Genomic DNA, 1,955 nt, shown 5'->3' on the forward strand with positions numbered 1-1,955 from the left:
GCAGCCTCGGGCACCGGGTGCGCCCGCCGCCTCGACGCGCGGCGCGCCACCCCGACTGGCGGCGCCTCGTGCCGCTCTCCGACGGGATCGTCACGTGGTGCACCGTGCGATGCCCCAGGTCCAGCAGGTGCTTGTCGCGTCGACGGCCGCTTGGCGTTCGTCCAGGAAGACCATCGAGCGTGAAACGCCCGCAAGCCCACCGGCCTCCGTGGCGGCCACGGCGGGAACGTTCGCGGGCAACGCACGCAGCACCTCGGCACCGGCGGTGTCGAACGCGATCACCACGACGCCACCCGCGTTGGGATCGCTCACGTGCTCGACCGCGTGCTGGACGTCGGCCGGTCCGTCCGACTCCACCACCCGGACACCGACCGCGAAACCCGCCGACCGCGCGGCCTCCTCGATGCCTTGCAACGTCGCGGCATAGCCGTACAGCGTGGTGTTGGCGACCACCACCGTCACCGTGTTCGACAGTCCCGACCCGAGCGCGCGAGCCGCCCGGTTGGGGCGATAACCCAGCCGCTCGATCGCGTCGAGCACGTGCCTGCGGGTGTCGGCGTTCACCCTCGGCGAGTCGTTCAGCACCCGTGACACGGTCTGGTAGGAGACGCCAGCGGCCGCCGCGACATCGCGGATGCTCGGCGTGGCGGAAGATCGTCGTGTCACGCCGCCATCGTGATCGCTGCCGGTCGCGGCGTCAAAGCCGCCGGTGCCGCGGTGACGAACGTGCGGTCAGGCTGTCGACCATCAGCAGGGCCTGCTCGTTGTTGAGCCGTGGGTCGCACAGCGAGGTGTACCGGCGGGTGAGCGCGGCCTCGTCGGGCACGCGCGAGCCGCCAAGGCACTCCGTCACGTCCTCCCCCGCGAGTTCGAGATGCACCCCTCCTGGCCACTGGCCCAGTTCGTGCAGGGTCTCGTGGAACGCCGCCGCCTCACCGGCGATGTCGTCCAGGCGCCGGGTCTTGATGCCGGTAGCGGTGATCCTCGTGTTGCCGTGCATGGGATCGCACATCCACACGGCCGGATGACCCGCGTCGCGCACCGCACGCACCAGTGCGGGCAGCAGGGTCCGGACCCGGTGCACGCCGAGCCGGCAGATCAACGTCAGCCTGCCCGGTTCGCGTTCCGGGTCGAGTCGCGCGCACAGTGCGGCGACCTCCTCCGGATCGGCGCCCGGACCGATCTTGCAGCCGACCGGGTTGCCGATCCCGGCTAAGAACGCGACGTGCGCGCCGTCGACGTCACGGGTGCGCTCGCCGATCCAGGGAAAGTGGGTGGAGGCGAGGTACCAGCCGCCGGTGCTCGGGTCGAGCCTGACCAAGGCCTCCTCGTAGTCCAGCAGCAGGGCCTCGTGGCTGACCCACACTCCGTTGTGCCGCCAGCGCATCTCGCCGTCGCGGCGGGTGCGGCCGTAGTGGTCACCGAGCGACTCCCCGATCCGTGCGGGCGCCCGGTTTCGCCGCCGGGCCAAGCCACGCAACTCCGACATGACCGCACGGGCGGTGTGATAGGCGGTGACCATCCGCCGGGCGTCCGGAACCCGCCGGGCCGCCACGGGGCTGTTCACCGCGAGACCGCGGAAGGTCGGCACCACCTCGCCGTCGATGACCTCCGTCGCCTCGGAGCGCGGTTTCGCGAACTGGCCGGCCAGTCGGGCGATCGCGAGCACCGGTACGTCCATCGCGCGGCTGATCCGCTCCGACAGCGCACCCAGGACGTTGTCCTTGGCCAGTGCGCCCCTGCGCGCGGCGACGCCGAACGGTTCGGCGCAGTCACCGCCCTGCAGGACGTACGCCCTGCCCGCGGCGACCTCGGCGAGAGCGTGCCGGACCGAGCGGACGTCGCCGGGGGTTGTGAGCGGCGGCGCACTCGCCAGGAGCAACCGCGCACGAGCGAGCTCGCAGGCATCAGGCCAGTCCGGCTGGTGGGCGGCGACCTTGTCGCGCCAGTCGACG

At 72.0% G+C, this 1,955-nt stretch carries 2 protein-coding genes; both read right to left on the reverse strand.

Annotated elements, in window-relative coordinates; all coding sequences use genetic code 11:
• Nucleotides 1-90: 90 nt before the first annotated feature.
• On the reverse strand, nucleotides 91-666 hold the full coding sequence (locus tag FXN61_RS49140; RefSeq protein ID WP_223165916.1) for a LacI family DNA-binding transcriptional regulator: 576 nt from the start codon (nucleotides 664-666) through the stop codon (nucleotides 91-93).
• 31 nt (nucleotides 667-697) lie between these two features.
• On the reverse strand, nucleotides 698-1,955 hold a 1,258-nt coding region (locus tag FXN61_RS49145), incomplete at its 5' end, for a 3-deoxy-7-phosphoheptulonate synthase (RefSeq protein ID WP_167980598.1).

Source organism: Lentzea indica (genome assembly GCF_012184385.1).
GTDB lineage: Bacteria > Actinomycetota > Actinomycetes > Mycobacteriales > Pseudonocardiaceae > Lentzea > Lentzea indica.